Here is a 19,248-nt window from a genome sequence, read left to right as displayed (position 1 = left end):
GAAACCTCAGTTGATTATGTTGGGGACGGCCAGCGTGAAGGGGGCGATGGGGGCTTCGAATTGTTGCCCCGATTCATCCTGCAGGATGTAGCTGCCTTCCATCACGCCAAGCGGTGTGGCGAGGGGAACGCCACTCTGGTAGGAAAAGGTCTCGCCGGGGGCGATCAGGGGTTGTTCACCGACCACGCCGGGACCTTCCACTTCCAGCATCTTGCCATTGGCATCCGTAATGAGCCAGCGTCGATGCAGCAGTTGCACCGTGCCCGGACCCAGGTTCTCAATCTCGATGCGATAGAGAAAATGGTAGGGATCTGCGGTTCCCGCCACATAGCTTGGGTGGGGGCGGACCACTATCCGGGCTTGGGTCATGGGATCAGGCCTGTTGCTGGTCGGCCAGCCAGTTGGCGATCGTGACGAACTGCTCGAGGGAGAGATTCTCCGGGCGCAGGTTGCCATCGATGCCAAGCTCGGTCAGCTGGGCGTCGGTGATGAAGTTGGAGAAGCTGTTGCGAATGGTCTTGCGACGCTGGCCGAAGCCTTCGGTGCAGACCCGGTTCAGGCAACGAATGTCTTTCGCGACGATAGTCGGGTTCTTGTGCGGGATCAGACGCACCACGGCGGAATCCACCTTCGGCGCCGGCTTGAAGGCGCCCGGGCCCACTTCCAGCACCGGCACTACCTGACAGTAGTACTGGGTCATCACGCTCAGACGGCCATAGGCCTTGCTGCCCGGGCCGGCGGCCAGACGCAGTACCACTTCCTTTTGCAGCATGAAGTGCATGTCCTCCACCCGGTCGGCAAATTCGCACAGGTGGAAGATGAGCGGGGTGGAGATGTTGTAGGGCAGGTTGCCGAAGATGCGCAGCGGCCCCTTGCCTTCCCCCATCAGGGTGCTGAAGTCAAAGCGCATGGCATCGGCTTCGATGACGGTCAGCTTCTCTTTCAGGGTGGGGTGTTCGCGCAGACGTGCGGCAAGATCCCGGTCCAGCTCGACCACGGTCATCTTGTCCATCTGGGCGGCGACCGGCTCGGTGAGCGCGGCCAGACCCGGGCCAATCTCCACCAGATTCTGACCCGGTTGCGGGTTGATGGCGGCCACTATCTGGTCGATCACATACCGGTCGTGCAAGAAGTTCTGACCGAAACGCTTACGGGCCGTGTGGCCCATGTGCACCTTACTGCTCATATCTTTTTTTCTCTACCATCTGGATGGCGTGGTTGATCGCGGTGGTGAGGCTGCCGGGGTCTGCCAGGTTCTTGCCTGCCAGATCCAGCGCGGTGCCGTGGTCCACCGAGGTACGGATGAAGGGAAGTCCGAGGGTGATGTTGACCGAGTTGCCAAAGCCCTTGTACTTGAGCACGGGCAGCCCCTGATCGTGGTACATGGCGAGTACCGCATCCGCATCCTTGAGGTATTTGTCCTGGAACAGGGTATCGGCCGGCAGCGGGCCGACCAGATCGATCCCTTCCTGGCGCAGGGCGGCCAGGGCGGGTTCGATGACATCGATCTCTTCACGGCCCAGATGACCCCCTTCCCCGGCATGGGGATTGAGGCCGCAGACATAGATCCGGGGGTGTTCGATGCCGAACTTGCGCTTGAGATCCGCATTCAGGATGCGGATTACCTTGCCAAGGCGATCTTCGGTGATGGCCTTGGCCACATAGGCAAGGGGAATATGGGTGGTCGCGAGGGCCACTCTCAGCCCTTCGGTGGCCAGCAGCATCACCACATCGGCGGTGTCGGACTGCTGGGCGAAGAACTCGGTGTGACCGCTGAACGAGACGCCTGCCTGGTTGATGATCCCCTTGTGCACCGGCCCGGTCACCACGGCGGCGAATTCGCCGCTCAGGTTGCCGTCGCAGGCGCGCTGCAAGGTGGCCAGCACATAGGCGCCGTTACCCTCATCCAGCTTGCCTGGCACCACGGGGGCGCCGAGCGGCACGGGGCAGACGGTCAGAGTCCCCGCTCGCTGCGGACGGGTGGGGGCGCTTTCGTCATAGGGTTCAAGCTCGACGGGCAGCCCCAGCAGGGCGGCCCGTTCGCGCAACAGGGCGGGATCGGCGATCACCACCAGCTGATGGGGCCAGGCCCGCTGGGCAATCTGCAGCACCAGATCCGGACCGATCCCGGCCGGTTCACCCGGGGTGATGGCAAGCCGGTGGCAGCTCAGTTGTGCCTCGGCGTGCCCTGGATGCACCTTGTTCATCTGAGTGTCGCCCATCAATTGGGTTCGATCTGGATGTAGGCTTCGTCGCGCAGCTCATCCAGCCAGGCCTGGGACTCTTCGGCGAAGCGGCGGTTGAAGATGAGCTGGTAGGCGCGTTGCTCCTGGGCCTTGCCGGTGGCGTCCTGGCTGCGGCGATCCTCGAGCTGCACGATGTGCCAGCCGTGGCTGGTGCGGAAGGGTTCGCTGATCTGGCCCGGTTGCAGGCGACCCAGCATGTCGCGGAACTCCGGTACATAGACGTTGGGATCAGACCAGCCGAGCTCGCCACCCTGCACCGCAGAGCCCGGATCCTCGGAGTATTTCTCTGCCATGCTGGCAAAGCTGGCCTTGCCGCTCTTGATGTCGTGCAGGATGCCGTCCAGGCTGCCCTTGGCCTTCTCCTCGCTCAGGATGATGGAGGGCTTGATCAGGATGTGGCGCGCCTTGACCTCGGTCTGCATGACCTGTTGCTGGCCCTTGGTGTCGAAGATCTTGATGATGTGCAGACCGGCGCCGGAGCGCAGCGGGCCGACGATGTCACCCTTGCCGGCCCCTTGCACGGCTTCCGCCATCAGGGTGGGCATCTCCTGCGGGCTCAACCAGCCCCAGTCACCCCCTTCCAGCGCCTTGGGACCGTTACTCTCGGCAATGGCCAGCTTGCGGAAGTCGGCACCCTCTTTCAGGGACGCCAGAATGCGCTCGATCTTGGCCTTGGCAGCGTTGAGCTGCTCGGCATTCGGGTTGTCCGGCAGCGCGACCTGGATATGGCCGATATGATATGACGTCTGCTGCTGGCCCTGTTTGCTCAGGGCCTCGACCACCTGCTTGACCTCCTGATCGGAGATGTTGATGCGACGGCGGACCTGGCTGCGGCGCACCTCGTTCATCAGGATTTCGCGGCGCACCTCCTCACGGTACTGGGCGTAGGTCAGGCCTTCCCGCTCCAGCTGGGCGCGCAGTTGCTCCAGGTTCATCTTGTTGTCGGCGGCGATGCTCTGAATGGCCTGTTCCAGCTGGGTGTCACTGATCTTGAGCCCCTGGCGCTCCGCCAGTTGCAGTTGCAGGCTCTCCTGGATCAGGCGATCCAGCGCCTGCTTGCGCAGGGTGACGTCATCGGGCAGGGACTGGCCGCTCTCCTGGGCAGAGGCCTTGACCTTTTGCACCAGGGCCTCCTGCTGACTGGCCAGCACCACATCCTTGTTGACCACGGCCAGCACCTTGTCCATCAGCTCGGGGGCGGCGAGGGCACCCTGGCTCATGACTCCGAACAGGCCTGCGGTCAGCAGGGAAATCAACGTCTTCTTCATATCCATCTCTCAAGGCGTTTGCCAGACCGATTACTGGTCTCGCAGGTTAAACGGACGAATGTAAGGCAGTGCTTCGGTGTCCAGGGAAGTGCCCTTGGAGCCGGTACCCACGCTACCCAATCCTTTCATTTCAAATTGAATGCCGAGGCTGCGCTCGGACGTCGGGGTCAGGTTCACGTTGTCTGGCGTGTTGACCCATTCCAGGTTGAAGTTGATGCTCCAGCAGCAGGAGTCGTATTTCAGACCCACCTTGCGGTCCACTTTGACGTTCTGATTGAGCTCCTGATAGTAGCCGCCATAAAGGTGCCAGCGATCGTCCAGCGGGGTGGTCAGCAGCAGGCCGATCTGGTTGAGATCCGTCACCTGCCCCTTGTGGTCGAGGTCGTAGTTGGCATCCCGCACGAAGCGGTGGTTCAACTGGCTGATCAACTTCTCGTGACGGTACTCCAGGGCGCTGTTGGCAGAGCTTATCTGGCGCTGTTCCATATCATATTGTGCCCCCGCATGGGCATACCACTGCTCGTTGATCTTGGCGTCACCCTCGAACGACAGCGGGGAGCGGGTATTGGTGCTCAGCTCATCGCTGCTGTAAAGCTTGACCCTGGGCGCCACGAAGTCGAAGGCTTGGGCAACGGCCAACCGGATTCGTTCATCCCCGGCCGGATCATAAATGCGGGTGGTGACCCCCAAGGAGAGCCGGTTGGAGTCGCTGATGCGGTCCAGACCGGCGAAGCGGCGATCGCTGAACAGGCTGTAGTAGTCCTGGCGCATGGTGGTGGAGTCATAGACGCCGATGTTGTCCTGATCCTTGTAGGGCACATAGAGGTACTGGAACTCAGGCTCCAAGGTCTGGTTGGCGCCCTCGCCAAACCACTGCTGATCCCGCTCGAAGGTCATGCCGCCCTTGAGACGGAACGAGGGCAGTACCCGTGTGATGGTCCCCTCTTCCAGGGTGACGTCGCCGCCCTCTCTCGGGGTGAAACGATTGGTGAAGGTGCTGCTCATCTGGTCAGGCACCGTCTGGTCGTAACGGGTGTACATCAGCTTGTACTGGCTGTCGAGGAAGTAACCCGCCTCGTCAACGAGGGGGATGGTCAGGGTGGGGGCCGTGTAGACCCGGGGGCCGGTGTAGGCTTCACCCTTGTTCTGCTCGATGGCCTGATCGTTGTTGTAGCCGAAGTTGGTCAGCTCGGTATTCCAGGCCAGATCGTACCAGCTGCCCTGCTGGTAGTAGTTGTGGTTGATGCGCGGCATCAGCTCGTGGGGCTGCTGGGCGCTGGCCAGCAGGATCTGGTAGGTCCGTACCTCGGCATCGAGGTTCCAGTTCTGCTGGTAGTAACCCGCCTTCAGGGATTGCTGCAACTGGTTGTCGACCTGGGTCCCCACCTTGGGGGTGAAGTCGTTGAAGTAGTTGTAGTCCTGGTCCCGTACCTTGGTGTAGTCCACCGACACCCGCATGGCGTTGTCCATGAACATGGAGGTGTGGCGGGCACTGAGCAGGTAACGGTGACCATCAGAGAGATGCTGATTGAGGCTGGCCGTCTCGTCGTACTGCTTGTCGTCCGCCAGGTTCTCGAAGTAGAGGCTCCCCACGTGGGCCGGGTCCGGCATGTAGCGGAACTCGACCTGTTCCATCAGGCCCCGTCTGTCCATGAAGCGGGAGGTGATGGTGGCATCGTAGTTGGGGGCGATGTTCCAGTAGAACGGCTGGGTGATGTCCATACCGTTCTTGGAGCTTTGGGTATAGCCCGGGTAGAGCAGACCGGTCTTGCGCTCATCCTTGATGGGGAAGTTGATATAGGGGAAGTAGAAGACCGGATAGTCATAGAGCCAGAGGCTGGCGTTCCAGGCCTCCCCAAATACCTCGGACTGATCGATGTCGATGCTGCCGGCCTTCAGGGTCCAGGCCTCCTGGCCCGGTGGGCAGGTGGTGTACTGGGCCCCTTCCAGAGTGATGTTCTGGTTGTTGTTGGTCATGGTCACCTTTTCGGCGAAGCCGCGCACCGGTGAGCCATGGACCTGATACTTGCCCTCTTCCAGCTCGGAGTTCTTGGTGTCCAGGTTGGATTTCAGGGTTTTGTCGCTGGTGACCGTGATCTGGCCATCGTTGTAATAGATGTTGCCGATGGCGATGACATCCCGGCTCTTCTGGTCGAGCTGGGCATAGTCGGAGTCGAACTTGCGCACGCCCTGGCGCACCTTGACGTCACCCTCGTAGACGGCGGTACCGCCCTGCTTGGCCTCCAGGCGATCGGCATCCACCTCGACGGGCTGGGCATTGGCGTCCTGGTCCGCACTGGGCTTCTCTATCTTGGGAACATAGTCATAGCAGAGGCTGTCGAGGATCCCGGTAGCGGGTGGCGCATTGAGTGGCGCTGCCTGGGCCATGAGCGGGTTCAGGGCAGGAACAAGGCTGATGGTCAGGGCGATGGGACAGGAGTATCCCAGTGTCCATTTTGTCATGTGAAAGGCTCGCGCAATCCGTAGTAAAAACGGTGGATTCAGGGCATGCATTTTATGTCAGGATCCATCGAGTTGACATTGCATGTCATTGCTTTATGTTAGCCGGCAATGATAAAGCATTATTGCGGCCAGGGCTAACAGCCAAGTGCTGCTTTCCAATTTGGTTCCCGACTCATGCACGATCGCGCTTCCCTGCTTTTGCAATGGGCTCGCCGGATTTCCGGTGACGCCAACCTCTCGTTGACGCTTATTTCCGGTGACGCCAGTTTCCGCCGCTACTTCCGGGGCGGCGGTCTGGTGTGGGTGGATGCTAATCCGAAAACCGAAAAAAATCATGAATTCGTTCGCAATGCGGCCGCCCTGCACGATGCGGGGCTGCTGGCCCCCGAGGTAAAGGGGGTCGACTACGAGCAGGGATTGCTGGCGGTGACGGATCTGGGGGATACCCAGCTTATCGGCTGCCTGAACGAAGCGAGCGTACTGGCCTGGTATGGCAAGGCCATCGCCCTGCTGCCAAGGCTCGGCGCCGTGGCGCTCGAGCTCGAGCCCTTCGATGAGGCCTTCATGGCCCGTGAAAATGCTATCTTCCCCGAGTGGTTGCTGGGACATCACCTGCAACTGACCCTGAGCGATGAAGAGCAGCAGTTGCTGGCGGAGACCTTCGCCTGCCTCACGGCGAGCAACCTGGCCCAGCCACAAGGAGTAATGCACCGGGACTTCCACAGCCGCAACCTGATGGTGTGCGGCGGGATGAACCCGACGGAGAGCGACCTCGCCCTTATCGACTTCCAGGACATGGTCATCGGGCCGCTGAGCTATGACCTGGTTTCCCTGCTCAAAGATTGCTACGTGCGCTGGCCGGACGCGGTGATCGAGCAGGGCATGCGACTTGGCTTCGACACCCTGCAAGGGGCCGGTCTGCTCGGCAATCTGGACTATGCCGCGTTTCGTCGCGCAGCCGATCTCACCGGCATGCAGCGCCACCTCAAGGCGGCGGGGATCTTCACCCGCCTCTATCACCGCGATGGCAAGGCTGGCTACCTCAAGGACATTCCCCGTACCCTGGGCTACGTCGTTGATGTCTGTCGCAGCCATGGCGCTACCTACCCGGCGCTGGCCCGCTTCGGCCAGTGGCTGGAGCAGGTGGTGCTGCCCGGATTGGCGCGCACCGGGGTGACATCATGAAGGCGATGATCCTGGCCGCCGGGCGCGGCGAGCGGATGCGTCCGCTCACCGATCTGCTGCCCAAGCCGCTGCTGGCGGCGGGGGGCAAGCCGCTCATCGTGCACCATATCGAAAAACTCAAGGCAGCCGGCGTGACCACACTTGTCATCAACCACGCCTGGCTCGGACACAAGCTGGTGGCGGCCCTCGGCGATGGCAGTGCACTCGGGGTATCCATCCACTGGTCGGCCGAAGAGAGCGCGCTCGAGACCGCCGGCGGCATCGTGCAGGCGCTGCCCCTGCTGGGCTGCGAACCCTTTCTGGTGATCAACGGCGATACCTGGCTCGACCTGGATTATCGCGCTCTGGTGAACCAGCCGCTTGGGGACGATCTCGCCCACCTCTGGCTGGTGCCCAACCCTCCCCAGCATCCGCAAGGGGACTTCTCCCTGCAAGCGGGTCGGGTGCTGGACACCCCGGCCCTCACCTTCAGCGGCGTCGGCCTCTATCAGCCCGCCGCCTTTGCCGGCTTGCCCTGCGGGGCGCGCAAGCTGGCCCCCCTGCTGCGCGACTGGATGGTGCAGGGACGGGTGGGTGGCAGCCTGCTGGCAGGCGAGTGGCGCGACATCGGCACAGTGGATCGGCTGCGCGAGCTGGACGAGCAACTGCTCGCCGGCACCCATTAACATCACGAGGTCTTGAACCATGCGTATTTGGGGCAAGGTGCTTGGCACCTTCTTCGGTTTTCTGCTCGGCAACATCTTCGGTGCCCTGCTGGGCCTGTGGATCGGCCATCGCTTCGATCGGGGCATGGGGATCCGCGGGGCCTTCCAGCGGGCACCCAGCCAGCAGCAACAGGCCGTCTTTTTCCATGCCACCTTCGCCGTCATGGGCCACATCGCCAAGGCGAGCGGCCAGGTCACCGAGCATGAAATAAGGGTCGCATCCAACCTGATGGACAGGATGCGGCTGGCCGGAGAGCAGCGGGTACGGGCCCAGGAGTCATTCCGCCAGGGCAAGGAGGCGGACTTCCCCCTGCGCGAGACCCTGGCGGAGTTTCGCCAGGCGAGCCTGGGGCAGCGTGACATCCTGCGCTTCTTCCTCGAGGTCCAGCTGCAGGCCGCCTTCGCCGACGGTCAGGTGGAGGCGAACGAGCGGGCCATCCTGCAAACCATCGCCGACGAGCTGGGGTTCAGTCGCATCGAGCTGGCCCGCATTCTGGCCATGGCCGAGGCCCAGATGAACTTCTTCCACCGTCAGCAACAGCAGGGCGGTGGCCAGGGGCAGCAATACCGTCAGGAGCCCCCCTCCCGGGATCGCCTCAAGGATGCCTATCAGTTGCTCGGGGTGAACGAGAGCGACAGCGATCAGGAGATCAAGCGAGCCTATCGCAAGGAGATGAGCAAGCATCACCCTGACAAGCTGGCCGCCAAGGGATTGCCCCCCGAGATGATGGAGATGGCCAAGGAGAAGACCCAGGAGATCCAGCAGGCCTGGGAGTGGATCCGTGAGGCCCGCGGCATACGCTGAGCCCTGTACCCGCCATAAAAAAATGCCCGTCGATGACGGGTATTTTTGTTTTCAGAGTCTGGTTTTTCTTTTCATGGAAGAAAAATCAGTGGGCATCGACCCAGACAAACTTGAGGACGAAGAGCAGGGCCACCACCAGCACGCAGGGGTTGATCTCGCGCCAGCGGCCGGTGCCCGCCTTCATCACGCAGTAGGAGATGAAGCCCACGGCGATCCCTTCGGTGATGGAGAAGCTGAACGGCATCATCACCGCGGTCATGAAGGCCGGCACCGCTTCGGTCAGGTCTTCCCACTTCACCCGGGTCAGCTCGGAGCACATCAGCACGCCCACGTAGATGAGGGCCCCCGCCGCGGCATACGCCGGCACCATGGCGGCAACCGGAGAGAAGAAGATGGCCAGCAGGAAGAGGATGCCCACCACGATGGCGGTCAGGCCGGTGCGACCGCCGACGGCGACGCCGGAGCTGCTCTCGATGTAGGCCGTCACGGACGAGGTCCCCATGAAGGCGCCGCCGACGGAGCTGACGCTGTCCACCACCAGGGCCTGCTTCATGCGCGGGAAGTGCCCCTTGTCATCGGCCAGCTTGGCGCGGTTGGTCACGCCGATCAGGGTGCCGGAAGAGTCGAACAGGTTGACCAGCATGAAGGAGAAGATGATCCCGGCGAGGCTGATGTCCAGCGATCCCATCAGGTCCAGCTGGCCGAAGACCGGTGCAATGCTCGGCGGCACGGAGACGAAGCCCTTGAAGGTGACGTCGCCGAACAGCCAGCCCAGGGTGGTGGTCACCACGATGGCGATGAGCACGGCGGAGTGGACGCCGCGGGCGGAGAAGATGCAGATGAGGAAGAAGCCGAGCAGCCCCAGCAGGCAGGGCAGGGAGGTGAGGTTGCCCACGGTCACCATGGTGGCGGGGCTCGCGACCACGATGCCGGCATTGTGCAGGCCGAGCAGGGCGATGAGCAGACCGATGCCGGCGGTGATGCCGACCCGAAGTGTCAGGGGAATGTTGGCGATGAGCCAGTAGCGTACCCGCAGCAGGGTCAGGATCAGCAGGCCCAGCGCACCCCAGAAGATGGTGCCCATGCCCACTTGCCAGGAGTAGCCCATGCCGGCCACCACCACGAAGGCGAAGAAGGCGTTGAGGCCCATGGCGGGAGCCAGGGCGATGGGCAGGTTGGCCAGCAGACCCATCAGGATGCTGCCGATGCCGGCGATGAGGCAGGTGGTAACGAACACGGCCTGGGTGTCCATGCCTGCCGCAGAGAGGATCTGCGGGTTGACGAAGACGATGTAGACCATGGTCAGGAAGGTGGTGATGCCGGCGATCACCTCGGTGCGGGCCGTGGTGCCATGACCGCGCAGGGCAAACAGGCGCTCGAGCAATCCATGCCCGGCAGCCGGGCTGGCGGTCTGCCCGGTAGCGTGATGTGGTTGATTCATGTTGGATTCCAATGGGTGACGTGAAATAGGCAGCAGGGGGCCCGGCCCATCCATGCGGGGCGACGGACCCTGATTCTGGCGGTGAAGTGACCAGACTCGTCCTGATACCGTGACAGCGCGCACATTTTCACACAGGCGGCCAGGTTTACAAACCCCGGATGTGCGAGGCGGATCAATGAATAGAGTAAAAATTCAAACGTTTTCTCCCGGAGGCAGGAGAAAGGGGACCAATAGAGCCCCGTTTCCACATCGGGATCAACGGTTTTTCTGGTAGCGTTCGATAAGCTGGCTCAGCACGGCATCGCTCTGCTCCAGCAAGGGATCGAGGGTCAACCCCATGCGTTGCAGCAGCAGGGTGGCCTGGGTTTCGCTCAAGGGGCGGCCATCAAGGAAGTAGGCCTGCTCGGCAAGTTGCTTGTCATGGCGGGGCAGCAGCACCCAGTGCACTCGTCGGGGTTCGATGGCGGCGAGGATCCGGTTGGCGGCCGCGCAGAAGGTATCGATGTGCTGCTTGCCATCCGGCCCCAGACAGCCGGGTTCGAGCCGGATCTGGATGGTGAGTCTGGTGGTGGAGGCTTGGGTCATGGGTCGCTATCGCTGGGGTAGAGGTGGAGATTGTAAGTCAGAAGAGGCAAAAAAGGGGAGCCCCGGCTCCCCTTGTGACGTCATACCTGGCGGCGCGGCTGTTGCCTCGCCTTACTTGGCAATGCGCTTGTACTTGGCGCGGCGCGGCTGGATAGCCTCGGCACCGTAAGTCTTCTTCTTCCACTCTTCGTATTCGGTGAAGTTGCCTTCAAAGAATTCGATCTTGCCCTCGTCCTGGTAGTCGAGGATGTGGGTGGCGATGCGGTCGAGGAACCAGCGGTCGTGGGAGATGACCATGGCGCAACCCGGGAACTCCAGCAGGGCGTTCTCGAGGGCGCGCAGGGTTTCGATGTCCAGATCGTTGGTCGGTTCATCCAGCAGCAGCACGTTGCCGCCGGTCTGCAGCAGCTTGGCAAGGTGCAGACGGCCACGTTCACCACCGGAGAGCTCGCCGACCCGCTTCTGCTGGTCGGAACCCTTGAAGTTGAAGCGGCCGATGTAGGCGCGGCTCGGGAACTCGTAGTTGCCGATGCGCAGGATGTCCTGGCCGTCGGCGACTTCCTCGAACACCGTCTTCTTGTCGTTCATGCTGTCGCGGAACTGATCCACGGAGGCCAGCACCACGGTGTCACCCAGGGTGATGGAACCGGAATCCGGCTGCTCCTGACCCGACATCATGCGGAACAGGGTCGATTTACCGGCACCGTTCGGACCGATGATGCCGACGATGGCACCCTTCGGAATGGAGAAGGAGAGATCGTCGATCAGCTGGCGGTCGCCATAGGACTTGCAGAGGTTGGCCACCTCCACCACCTTGTCGCCCAGGCGCGGTCCGGGCGGAATGAACAGCTCGTTGGTCTCGTTGCGCTTCTGGTAGTCGTTGGTGTTGAGCTCTTCGAAGCGAGCCATACGAGCCTTGGATTTGGCCTGACGGCCTTTCGGGTTCTGACGAACCCACTCCAGTTCCTTCTCGATGGACTTGCGACGGGCGGCTTCGGAACTCGCTTCCTGGGCCAGACGGGCATCTTTTTGCTCCAGCCAGGAGGAGTAGTTGCCCTCCCAGGGGATGCCTTCGCCGCGGTCCAGCTCCAGGATCCAGCCCGCCACGTTGTCGAGGAAGTAGCGGTCGTGGGTGATGGCCACGACGGTGCCTTCGTAGTCGTGCAGGAAGCGCTCCAGCCAGGCCACGGATTCCGCATCCAGGTGGTTGGTCGGTTCGTCCAGCAGCAGCATGTCCGGTTTTTCCAGCAGCAGGCGGCACAGGGCCACGCGGCGGCGCTCACCACCGGAGAGGTGCTTGATCTGGGCATCCCAGGCCGGCAGGCGCAGGGCATCGGCCGCGCGCTCCAACTGGTTTTCCATGTTGTGGCCGCCCTGGGCGGCGATGATGGCTTCCAGCTCGCCCTGTTCGCGGGCCAGCTTGTCAAAATCCGCATCCGGGTCGGCGTAGGCTGCATAGACCTCGTCGAGGCGCGCCATGGCGCGTTTGACGTCGCCGACCGCCTCTTCGACCGCTTCGCGTACTGTCTGCTCCGGATCCAGCTTCGGCTCCTGGGGCAGGTAGCCAATCTTGATGCCGGGCTGCGGACGGGCTTCCCCTTCGATCTCGGTGTCGATACCCGCCATGATGCGCAGCAGGGTCGATTTCCCGGCGCCGTTCAGACCCAGCACGCCTATCTTGGCCCCCGGGAAGAAGGAGAGGGAGATGTTCTTGAGAATATGACGCTTGGGCGGCACGACCTTGCCAACCCTGTTCATGGTGTAAATAAATTGAGCCATTGGCTAATTCTCTTCCTTTCAGCAGTTTAATGTCTTGGCATTAACAAACTGATGTCGTGGTGGGGCCGGGTCGACGGGCCGTCAACCCGGTTCCAAAAAACCCGTCGATTGTAAACCAATGGGAGAGGGGCGGCAAAGCCGGGCGCCGCAGGCCGGGACGGCCGACAGGCGCGAGGGAAGAGGAGCAACCGGGCAAGCTCAGCGCGGTGAGCTGCGGCGGGCCGGTTTGTCAGGATCCTGCCCCGAGTAGTAGAGCACCCGCTGCACATACTCCTGGGTTTCCTGATAGGGCGGCACACCGCCGTGGCGCAGCACGGCTTGCTCCCCGGCGTTGTAGGCGGCGCTGATCCTCACCCAGTCCGGACCGAACTGCTTCTCCAGCCACTTCAGGTAGATCATGGCACCACGGATGTTCTGCTGGGCATCGAACGGCCGGGTCACGCCGAAGCGGGCCTGGGTTTCGGGAATGAGCTGCATGACGCCCTGTGCCTGCTTGGGGGAGACGGCGGTGCTGTTCAGATTGGATTCGGCGATGGCGATGGCCAGGGCGAGCTGGGGGTCCACTTTGTGACGCTGGGCGGCCTGGCGGATCATGACGGCCAGCTTTTGCTTGGCCTGTGACTGTCTGGCCAGGTAGCGCTCCTGATCGAAGGGGGTACTGGGGCGCACCCAGGGGGCGCCGCCACCGCCTCCGATGCCGCAGGTACCCAGGGGGGCATTGCCGACCCGCTCGTTGTAGTAACGGGCGGCTTGCTGGTTGCCAAGGCGCATGGCCATGGCCAGGTAGGCGTTGGCGCTGCGGGCATTGCGGATCCCCTGGGGGCCGCGGGCCAGCAGGCGGCCGATGCGGTAATAGGCTTCCGGGTTGCCAAGGTTGGCGGCGGTGCAGTAGTGGGCGATGGCCTGCCGCGGGTTTCCCTGTTCCATGGCTGCACCCTGGCGCAGCGCGCTCATGGCCTTGGGGGCCTGACGAAAGGGATCTGCGTGGGAAGTGGTGGCCAGCAGTATCAGGAGTCCCCACCCCCAGAGTCGTTTTTTCATGGAAACCTCGTCTTTGGTATCCGCAACATATAGGCCCGATCCGGGGAGGGACGCCAGCCAGCAGATGGAACATCTGGTTATGTGGGTGAGCAACAGAGATGAAAACGGTATGGAACTTTTGGTGCAGGGGAGAGGCGGTATGACTCCCGGGTCAGTGACTGCTTTGACAGATTTGTTAATTGAGGTTCAATATGCTGACACAGTTGTTTTCTAACGCCTTGTATTTGCATGATGTCAGCCAGGCCACGATGCAATGTCGTCGGGTCTGCCGGGTGAATCGATAGCGCCTCTGATGAGGGCAGGATGTGCATATGGTCGAATTGGTCGATATCTCTGTCGTGGTGCCTGCCAAGGATGAGCGGGATAATCTGGCCCCGCTTGTCGGCGAAATAGATGCCGCCCTTGGGGGCAGGTTCGAGTACGAACTGATCTATGTGGACGATGGCAGTGTGGACGACAGCCATGTGGTACTGCGCAATTTGCAGACGCGTTTCACCAGGCTGAAGGTGCTACGTCATGTCCATGCCGTGGGCCAGAGCATGGCGGTGCTGAGCGGAGTGCGCCACGGGCGTGGCGACTGGCTGGTGGTACTCGACGGCGATGGTCAGAACGATCCCGCCGACATTCCCGCCATGCTGGAGGAGGCGATGCGCCGCTACCAGAGCGATCCATACCAGGTGGGCCTCATCGGCCACCGGGTCAACCGCCGTGACGACTGGGTCAAGCGCCTCTCTTCAAAGCTGGCCAACGGCTTTCGCGACCTGCTGCTGCGCGACGGTATTCCGGATACCGGCTGCGGGCTCAAGGTAGTGCGTCGTGACTGGTATCTGAAACTGCCCGCCTTCAATCACATGCACCGCTACATCCCCGCGCTGATCCAGGCACAAGGGGGGCGCATGGCGCCCTGGCCGGTCAACCACAGGCCACGCCAGGCGGGCATCTCCAAATACGGGGTCTGGAACCGGCTCTGGGTCGGGCTGGTGGACGTGGTCGGGGTCTGGTGGTTGCAGCGCCGCTCCAAGGTGGTTGAAATCCGGGAGATGCTGGAGTGATGGACGCCTGGCTGTCTGCCCCCATCGACTGGCTGGACTGGACCGGGGTGCATGTCACCGGCTGGAAGCTGATCGGCTACACGGGGGCGCTGATGTTCGGCGGACGCTGGCTGGTGCAGTTTCTGGCGTCCAGGCGGGCGGGACGACCCGTCATTCCGCGCCTGTTCTGGTACATGAGCGTGATCGGCAGCCTGATGACGCTCAGCTACTTCACCTTCTCTCCCAAGCAGGACTCTGTCGGCGTGCTGCAAAACCTCTTCCCCACCTTCACCGCGCTCTACAGCCTCTATCTCGATATCCAGCATCGGGGCTGGCGGCGGGACAAGGCAGTGACCGGGGAGGCCCGTCATGGTGAGTGATCGCACCCTGCTCAATCAGACGTCCCTTGGCTGGTTGCTGCTGATCGCGCTGGTGGTGCTGGGGGCCGGGCTGGGTCTGCGGGACCCCTGGCCGGCGGACGAGCCGCGTTTCGCCCTGATCGCCCGGGAGATGGTGGAGAGTGGCCAGTGGCTCTTCCCCATGCGCGGCGGGGAGCTCTATCCGGACAAGCCGCCGCTGTTTATGTGGGGGATCGCGATCGGTTATGTGTTGACTGGCTCCATCAAGGTGGCCTTTCTGCTGCCCTCCCTGCTGTCTGGCTTGCTGACCATCTTGCTGGTGTGGGATCTGGGGCGCCGCCTGTGGGATCCGGCGACGGGATTTCTGGCGGGCTTGCTGCTGCTCTTTACCGTCCAGTTCACCCTGCAGGCCAAGACGGCGCAGATCGACGGCCTGGTCACCTTCTTCATCACCCTCGGTCTCTATGGTTTTCTGCGCTTCCTCCTCTGCGGTGGCGGGTGGCGCTGGTACTGGCTCGGCTGGTTTGCCGCAGGGCTTGGCGTCATCACCAAGGGGGTGGGAGTACTGGCCCTGCTGGTGCTGCTTCCCGCGCTCTGGACCCACAGGGCACAAATCCGCGCCGCGCCTTTGTCAGCCTGGCTGAAGGCCCTGCTCGGGCCGCTGGCCATGGCCCTGGCGATGGGCCTCTGGCTGGTCCCCATGCTGGAGGCCGTGACCCGAAGCGGGGATCCCCTCCTGCTGGCCTACAGAGACAACATACTGCTGCGCCAGACGGTGACTCGCTATACCAGCGCCTGGCATCACGTCAAACCCTTCTGGTACTACCTTACCTCGGTGATCCCGCCGTTCTGGCTGCCGCTCTCCCTGCTGCTGCCCTGGCTGGTGGTGGCCTGGCGGCGCGCCATTCGGGCGCAGGACAGGCGTATCCTGCTGCTGCTGGGTTATCTGATACTGGTGGTGTTGTTTTTCTCCTGCTCGCCGGGCAAGCGGGGCGTCTACATCACGCCCGGTACGCCCGCCCTGGCGCTCCTGACCGCACCCTTCATCGGCACCCTGCTGGTCCGGGTCTGGCCGGGGCGACTACTGGCCGGGCTCGGCTGGCTGTTGGGAGGGGCAGGGCTGGTGGGGGCTCTGGTGCTGGCATTTAGCGACAGAGTGGCCAGCCGTCTGGGGGAACTGGGGCCGGATCCCTGGCTTCCCCTGCTGGTGCTGGGGGGATCCTTGCTGCTGATCAATGCCTGGTTTCGCCGGGAGCCACTGACCGCTATTCTCAGCTCCCTGGCAGTGGGGTGGTTGATCTACTCCTGCTGGATCAGCGTGCGCCTCAACGAGGTGCGCACCCCTCAGGCAGTGATGGCATTGGCGGCGCAGAAGGTGCCTGTGGGGGATGAACTGCTGCTGGCGGGCTTCAAAGAGCAACATCTGCTGTTTAGCCTGCAACCAGTGAAACATTACCCTTATCTAATGGGGGACGGGGAGCAGGCCAGGGAAGCTGCCGCCTGGATAGGGGCTGCCCCCGGGCGCTGGGTACTGGGGAGCGCCGACCTGATGGTGAGGTGTTTTGACTCCGCGAAGATGGAAAACCTCGGCAACCGTCACCGCACCGACTGGCTGCTGGCAGGCCCGCAGGCCCTCAAACCCGCCTGTCGTGGGCTCTCCCCCACCATGGTGCCCTTCAGCTATACCCCTTCATCCTGAGCGCAGGGTCGCGAGCCAGGGGACCCTGCCACCTCGTTTGGCTCAGACCCGGTAGTAGTCCCGATACCAGCGGACAAAGCTGTCTACCCCTTCCTTGAGCCCGACACGGGGGCGATAGCCCGTTGCGTCGAACAACGAGCGGGTGTCGGCCCAGGTGGCGAGCACGTCGCCGGGCTGCATGGGCAGCATGTTGCGGATGGCCCGTTTGCCGAGGGCCGACTCGATGGCATCCACGAAGTCCAGCAGCCTGACCGGGCTGCCGTTGCCGATGTTGAAGAGGCGATAGGGGGCCGGGCTGGCGTCCGGGGCCCCCTGCCAGTGGGCATCGCCCGCGGGGGGGCTGTCTGAGATGCGCACTATCCCCTCGACGATGTCGTCGACATGGGTGAAATCCCGGCTGAGCTGGCCCTGGTTGTAGAGGTCGATGGGGTCGCCGTTCAGGATGGCGCGCACGAACTTGAACAGGGCCATGTCGGGCCGGCCCCAGGGGCCGTAGACGGTGAAAAAGCGCAGCCCGGTGGTGGGCAGGCCGTAGAGATGGGAGTAGGAGTGGGTCATCAGCTCCCCCGCCTTCTTGCTCGCCGCATAGAGGGAGACGGGATGATCCGCCCCATCGGACGGCTTGAACGGCATCTGTTCGTTCAGCCCGTAGACCGAGCTGGAGGAGGCATAGACCAGATGTTGCACCCGGGTCTGGCGACACCCCTCCAGCACGGTAAGGTGGCCGGTGAGGTTGCTGTCGGCGTAGGCGAAGGGGTTGTCCAGGGAGTAGCGCACCCCGGCCTGGGCCCCCAGATGGATCACCCGGTCAAACTGCTCGTGGGCAAAGAGCGAGGCCATGGCCGCGCGGTCCGCGAGATCGAGGTGTTCGAAGCGAAAGCCGGGTAGAGGCGTGAGCAGGGCGAGGCGCGCCTCCTTGAGACTCACCGCGTAGTAGTCGTTGAGGTTGTCTATCCCCACCACCTGATGGCCGTCGCCACAGAGCCTGCGCGCCACATGAAATCCGATAAACCCGGCGGCGCCGGTGACGAGGTACTTCATCGCTCCTCCTGATGAGCCAGGCTGTCGCCACGGCCGATGGCATAGTAGGTGAAACCGCGCTGGCGTAGACGGGCCGGATCATAGAGGTTGCGGCCGTCGAAGATGATGGCCTGCTTCAGGGTCTGGCGAAGCAGGTCGAAATCCGGTGCGCGGAACTGTTGCCACTCTGTGCAGACGAGCAGGGCATCGGCCCCCTGAAGGGCGGCTTCCTGGGTGTCGCACAGGAGCAAATCTGCCCGCTGGCCATAGAGGCGGGCGGCCTCGGTCATGGCCTCGGGGTCGAACGCCTGCACCTTGCCTCCTGCCGCCCAGATCGCCTCCATCAGCACCCTGCTCGGGGCTTCGCGCATGTCGTCGGTATTGGGTTTGAAGGCGAGTCCCCATAACGCGAAGGTGCGCCCCGACAGACTGGCACCAAAATGGTGGTGCAGCCGGGTCATGAGCCTGTGCTTCTGCGCCTCGTTGACCTGCTCCACCGAGCGCAGCAGGGGGGTCTCGCACCCCGCCTCCTTCGCGGTGTGGATCAGCGCCCTGACATCCTTGGGGAAGCAGGATCCGCCATAACCGCAGCCTGGGTAGATGAAGTGGTGGCCGATGCGCGGATCGGCACCAATGCCCTTGCGCACCTCCTCGATGTCGGCGCCCAGGGCTTCGGCCAGGGTGGCCATCTCGTTCATGAAGGAGATGCGGGTCGCCAGCATGGCGTTGGCGGCGTACTTGGTCAGTTCGGCGCTGCGTGCATCCATCCGCAGGATGCGGTCTCGCTTGCGGTTGAAGGGGGCATAGAGCTCCTCCAGCAGGGAGAAGGCGTGATCGGAGTCGGTGCCGATGATGATGCGATCCGGCCGCAGGCAGTCGGCGACGGCGGCGCCCTCCTTGAGAAATTCGGGGTTGGAGACCACGTCGAACGGAAGGTCGAGACCACGGTCGGCGAGGCGCTCCGCAATGTGTCGCCGTACCCGGCTGGCGGTGCCGACAGGCACAGTGCTCTTGTTGACCACCACCTTGCCCCCTTGCATCAGGCGGCCTATGGTGTCCGCCACCGTCATCACCTGATGGAGGTCGGCGGACCCGTCCTCGTCCGGCGGCGTTCCGACCGCGATGAAGATAAGCTCGGCAAACTCCACCGCCCGGGCCGGGTCTGTGGTGAAGATCAGGCGACCGGCCTGATGGTTGCGCTGCACCAGGGGGGCGAGACCGGGCTCGAAGAGGGGAATGCGCCCCTCTTTCAGGCCCGCGACCTTGTCGGCATCCACATCCACGCAGGCCACCTTGTGACCCATCTCCGCCAGTACGGCGGCCTGAACCAACCCGACATAACCTATTCCGAATACGGTGACTCTCATCCGCTGTTGTTCCGCTGGCAGTGACAAGCGACTCATTCTAGAACGATTCGGGCGCGGGGGCAGCGGCCCGTTTCAGGTTTTTCAGCATCATGCCGGCGGTGAGCGTGGGACATTTTGGTGCAAGGATTGTAACGCCTGGATGACGCGCACCATTTTGGCGCGTGAAGGGCGGGACTTGTGATCCATCTCACTCAAAATGGAGACTGTCGGCAGAACGAAGCCCCGGTTCACGGGGCTCGCTCCGCCCGACGGGCG

General features: G+C 63.0%; 17 protein-coding genes. 6 read left to right on the top strand and 11 right to left on the bottom strand.

What is annotated here, in order from left to right; translation table 11 throughout:
* Positions 1 to 6: 6 nt before the first annotated feature.
* Genes apaG through lptD form a run of 5 tightly spaced genes read right to left on the bottom strand, consistent with a single transcriptional unit; the run spans position 7 to position 5,977 of the window.
* The gene (gene apaG, locus AB5Y70_RS10780; RefSeq protein ID WP_010673206.1) at positions 7 to 369 is read right to left on the bottom strand and encodes a Co2+/Mg2+ efflux protein ApaG; all 363 of its coding nucleotides are present in this window, start codon (positions 367 to 369) and stop codon (positions 7 to 9) included.
* A 4-nt stretch (positions 370 to 373) separates the two neighbouring features.
* Positions 374 to 1,186: a 16S rRNA (adenine(1518)-N(6)/adenine(1519)-N(6))-dimethyltransferase RsmA gene (gene rsmA / locus AB5Y70_RS10775; RefSeq protein WP_010673207.1), complete on the bottom strand. Its 813-nt coding sequence runs from the start codon at positions 1,184 to 1,186 to the stop codon at positions 374 to 376.
* Positions 1,176 to 2,171 (bottom strand): 4-hydroxythreonine-4-phosphate dehydrogenase PdxA, encoded by a 996-nt coding sequence (gene pdxA / locus AB5Y70_RS10770; protein WP_082189191.1) that lies wholly within the window; start codon positions 2,169 to 2,171, stop codon positions 1,176 to 1,178. Before pdxA ends, rsmA begins: the two co-directional genes overlap by 11 nt.
* A gap of 50 nt (positions 2,172 to 2,221) precedes the next feature.
* On the bottom strand, positions 2,222 to 3,514 hold the full coding sequence (gene surA / locus AB5Y70_RS10765; RefSeq protein ID WP_279988819.1) for a peptidylprolyl isomerase SurA: 1,293 nt from the start codon (positions 3,512 to 3,514) through the stop codon (positions 2,222 to 2,224).
* A gap of 30 nt (positions 3,515 to 3,544) precedes the next feature.
* Positions 3,545 to 5,977 carry an LPS assembly protein LptD gene (gene lptD, locus AB5Y70_RS10760; protein WP_279988820.1) on the bottom strand — a complete coding sequence of 811 codons (2,433 nt, stop codon included), beginning with the start codon at positions 5,975 to 5,977 and terminating at the stop codon, positions 3,545 to 3,547.
* A gap of 174 nt (positions 5,978 to 6,151) precedes the next feature.
* Here lptD and AB5Y70_RS10755 point away from each other — a divergent pair, with 174 nt between their 5' ends.
* From AB5Y70_RS10755 to djlA, 3 genes are read left to right on the top strand one after another with little or no spacing between them, the layout of a single operon-like run.
* Entirely contained in the window at positions 6,152 to 7,162 is a 1,011-nt protein-coding gene (locus AB5Y70_RS10755) for an aminoglycoside phosphotransferase family protein (protein ID WP_279988822.1), read from the top strand.
* Entirely contained in the window at positions 7,159 to 7,827 is a 669-nt protein-coding gene (gene murU, locus AB5Y70_RS10750) for an N-acetylmuramate alpha-1-phosphate uridylyltransferase MurU (protein ID WP_226043813.1), read from the top strand. The genes AB5Y70_RS10755 and murU overlap by 4 nt, the downstream gene beginning before the upstream one ends.
* 19 nt (positions 7,828 to 7,846) lie before the next feature.
* Positions 7,847 to 8,671 (top strand): co-chaperone DjlA, encoded by an 825-nt coding sequence (djlA, locus tag AB5Y70_RS10745; RefSeq protein ID WP_125117508.1) that lies wholly within the window; start codon positions 7,847 to 7,849, stop codon positions 8,669 to 8,671.
* 85 nt (positions 8,672 to 8,756) lie between these two features.
* Here the strand turns inward: djlA and AB5Y70_RS10740 are convergent, their stop codons facing one another.
* The 4 genes from AB5Y70_RS10740 to AB5Y70_RS10725 all read right to left on the bottom strand — a co-directional run bounded on the left by AB5Y70_RS10740 (position 8,757) and on the right by AB5Y70_RS10725 (position 13,517).
* Positions 8,757 to 10,112 carry an NCS2 family permease gene (locus AB5Y70_RS10740; protein WP_103244310.1) on the bottom strand — a complete coding sequence of 452 codons (1,356 nt, stop codon included), beginning with the start codon at positions 10,110 to 10,112 and terminating at the stop codon, positions 8,757 to 8,759.
* A gap of 255 nt (positions 10,113 to 10,367) precedes the next feature.
* Positions 10,368 to 10,697 carry a hypothetical protein gene (locus AB5Y70_RS10735; protein WP_045523765.1) on the bottom strand — a complete coding sequence of 110 codons (330 nt, stop codon included), beginning with the start codon at positions 10,695 to 10,697 and terminating at the stop codon, positions 10,368 to 10,370.
* A 111-nt stretch (positions 10,698 to 10,808) separates the two neighbouring features.
* The gene (gene ettA, locus AB5Y70_RS10730) at positions 10,809 to 12,476 is read right to left on the bottom strand and encodes an energy-dependent translational throttle protein EttA (RefSeq protein ID WP_010673216.1); all 1,668 of its coding nucleotides are present in this window, start codon (positions 12,474 to 12,476) and stop codon (positions 10,809 to 10,811) included.
* Positions 12,477 to 12,674: 198 nt separating this feature from the next.
* The gene (locus tag AB5Y70_RS10725) at positions 12,675 to 13,517 is read right to left on the bottom strand and encodes a lytic transglycosylase domain-containing protein (protein ID WP_010673217.1); all 843 of its coding nucleotides are present in this window, start codon (positions 13,515 to 13,517) and stop codon (positions 12,675 to 12,677) included.
* A 311-nt stretch (positions 13,518 to 13,828) separates the two neighbouring features.
* Here AB5Y70_RS10725 and AB5Y70_RS10720 point away from each other — a divergent pair, with 311 nt between their 5' ends.
* Genes AB5Y70_RS10720 through AB5Y70_RS10710 form a run of 3 tightly spaced genes read left to right on the top strand, consistent with a single transcriptional unit; the run spans position 13,829 to position 16,606 of the window.
* Positions 13,829 to 14,569, top strand: a complete 741-nt coding sequence (locus AB5Y70_RS10720; RefSeq protein ID WP_069784554.1) for a glycosyltransferase family 2 protein — start codon at positions 13,829 to 13,831, stop codon at positions 14,567 to 14,569.
* Entirely contained in the window at positions 14,569 to 14,928 is a 360-nt protein-coding gene (locus tag AB5Y70_RS10715; RefSeq protein WP_039040033.1) for a lipid-A-disaccharide synthase N-terminal domain-containing protein, read from the top strand. Before AB5Y70_RS10720 ends, AB5Y70_RS10715 begins: the two co-directional genes overlap by 1 nt.
* Positions 14,918 to 16,606, top strand: coding sequence for a glycosyltransferase family 39 protein (locus AB5Y70_RS10710; protein ID WP_279988825.1), 1,689 nt, complete (start codon positions 14,918 to 14,920; stop codon positions 16,604 to 16,606). Before AB5Y70_RS10715 ends, AB5Y70_RS10710 begins: the two co-directional genes overlap by 11 nt.
* A 42-nt stretch (positions 16,607 to 16,648) precedes the next feature.
* On the opposite strand, the gene AB5Y70_RS10705 is transcribed toward AB5Y70_RS10710, so the two are convergent.
* On the bottom strand, positions 16,649 to 17,647 hold the full coding sequence (locus AB5Y70_RS10705) for an NAD-dependent epimerase (RefSeq protein ID WP_048208284.1): 999 nt from the start codon (positions 17,645 to 17,647) through the stop codon (positions 16,649 to 16,651).
* Positions 17,644 to 18,993, bottom strand: a complete 1,350-nt coding sequence (locus AB5Y70_RS10700) for a UDP-glucose/GDP-mannose dehydrogenase family protein (protein WP_279988828.1) — start codon at positions 18,991 to 18,993, stop codon at positions 17,644 to 17,646. The genes AB5Y70_RS10705 and AB5Y70_RS10700 overlap by 4 nt, the downstream gene beginning before the upstream one ends.
* Positions 18,994 to 19,248: the final 255 nt, after the last annotated feature.

This window comes from Aeromonas sp. s1(2024) (assembly GCF_040908005.1).
Taxonomy (GTDB): Bacteria; Pseudomonadota; Gammaproteobacteria; order Enterobacterales; family Aeromonadaceae; genus Aeromonas; species Aeromonas caviae.
This window is presented reverse-complemented; position numbering and strand designations above follow the sequence as displayed.

Excerpts from the sequence above, each read along its gene's own strand:
- AB5Y70_RS10705 (WP_048208284.1), bottom strand. The coding sequence starts at position 17,647 with ATGAAGTACCTCGTCACCGGCGCCGCCGGGTTTATCGGATTTCATGTG.
- AB5Y70_RS10740 (WP_103244310.1), bottom strand. The coding sequence starts at position 10,112 with ATGAATCAACCACATCACGCTACCGGGCAGACCGCCAGCCCGGCTGCC.
- murU (WP_226043813.1), top strand. The coding sequence starts at position 7,159 with ATGAAGGCGATGATCCTGGCCGCCGGGCGCGGCGAGCGGATGCGTCCG.
- AB5Y70_RS10735 (WP_045523765.1), bottom strand. The coding sequence starts at position 10,697 with ATGACCCAAGCCTCCACCACCAGACTCACCATCCAGATCCGGCTCGAA.
- ettA (WP_010673216.1), bottom strand. The coding sequence starts at position 12,476 with ATGGCTCAATTTATTTACACCATGAACAGGGTTGGCAAGGTCGTGCCG.
- AB5Y70_RS10710 (WP_279988825.1), top strand. The coding sequence starts at position 14,918 with ATGGTGAGTGATCGCACCCTGCTCAATCAGACGTCCCTTGGCTGGTTG.
- AB5Y70_RS10700 (WP_279988828.1), bottom strand. The coding sequence starts at position 18,993 with ATGAGAGTCACCGTATTCGGAATAGGTTATGTCGGGTTGGTTCAGGCC.
- lptD (WP_279988820.1), bottom strand. The coding sequence starts at position 5,977 with ATGACAAAATGGACACTGGGATACTCCTGTCCCATCGCCCTGACCATC.
- apaG (WP_010673206.1), bottom strand. The coding sequence starts at position 369 with ATGACCCAAGCCCGGATAGTGGTCCGCCCCCACCCAAGCTATGTGGCG.
- rsmA (WP_010673207.1), bottom strand. The coding sequence starts at position 1,186 with ATGAGCAGTAAGGTGCACATGGGCCACACGGCCCGTAAGCGTTTCGGT.
- AB5Y70_RS10720 (WP_069784554.1), top strand. The coding sequence starts at position 13,829 with ATGGTCGAATTGGTCGATATCTCTGTCGTGGTGCCTGCCAAGGATGAG.
- AB5Y70_RS10725 (WP_010673217.1), bottom strand. The coding sequence starts at position 13,517 with ATGAAAAAACGACTCTGGGGGTGGGGACTCCTGATACTGCTGGCCACC.
- djlA (WP_125117508.1), top strand. The coding sequence starts at position 7,847 with ATGCGTATTTGGGGCAAGGTGCTTGGCACCTTCTTCGGTTTTCTGCTC.
- surA (WP_279988819.1), bottom strand. The coding sequence starts at position 3,514 with ATGAAGAAGACGTTGATTTCCCTGCTGACCGCAGGCCTGTTCGGAGTC.
- AB5Y70_RS10715 (WP_039040033.1), top strand. The coding sequence starts at position 14,569 with ATGGACGCCTGGCTGTCTGCCCCCATCGACTGGCTGGACTGGACCGGG.
- AB5Y70_RS10755 (WP_279988822.1), top strand. The coding sequence starts at position 6,152 with ATGCACGATCGCGCTTCCCTGCTTTTGCAATGGGCTCGCCGGATTTCC.